This window comes from Corynebacterium sp. AOP12-C2-36 (assembly GCF_052379185.1).
Lineage (GTDB): Bacteria > Actinomycetota > Actinomycetes > Mycobacteriales > Mycobacteriaceae > Corynebacterium.
The window spans coordinates 1-418 of sequence record NZ_JBQSYJ010000084.1 but is presented as its reverse complement, the minus strand read 5'-3'; the positions used below and the strand labels follow the sequence as shown (position 1 = coordinate 418).

1 pseudogene is annotated in these 418 nt (G+C 65.3%); it reads right to left on the bottom strand.

The window, feature by feature from the left end:
* Positions 1-418 (bottom strand): annotated as a pseudogene (locus tag ACT3UN_RS16575) (class 1b ribonucleoside-diphosphate reductase subunit alpha); the annotation flags it as partial.

The following is a 418-nucleotide window of genomic DNA, read 5'->3' as shown; positions in this document are numbered from 1 at the left end:
GGTGGAGGGCACGTGGATGGACGACTTCTCGATGATCGCGGCGACCTTCTCCGTACGCGGCTGGAAGGCGGCCGGGTCGTAGGAGTCGAAGAACTCCCCGGAGGCGTAGTCGGAGTTGGCGAAGTTGCGGAACTTCGTCCCGCGCTCCCGCGCGATCGTGTTGGACGCCTTGAGGCACTCGTACATCACCGCGGCGAAGTACACGTTGGTGAAGTCCAGGCCCTCGTCCGAACCGTAGTGGATGTGCTCGCGTCCCAGGAAACCGTGCAGGTTCATCTGGCCCAGCCCGATGGCGTGGGAGCCGTCGTTGCCCTCACGGATCGACGGCACCGAGTCGATGGACGTCTGGTCGGAGACGGCGGTGAGCCCGCGGATCGCGGTCTCGATGGTGCGCGAGAAGTTGTCCGAGTCCACGGCA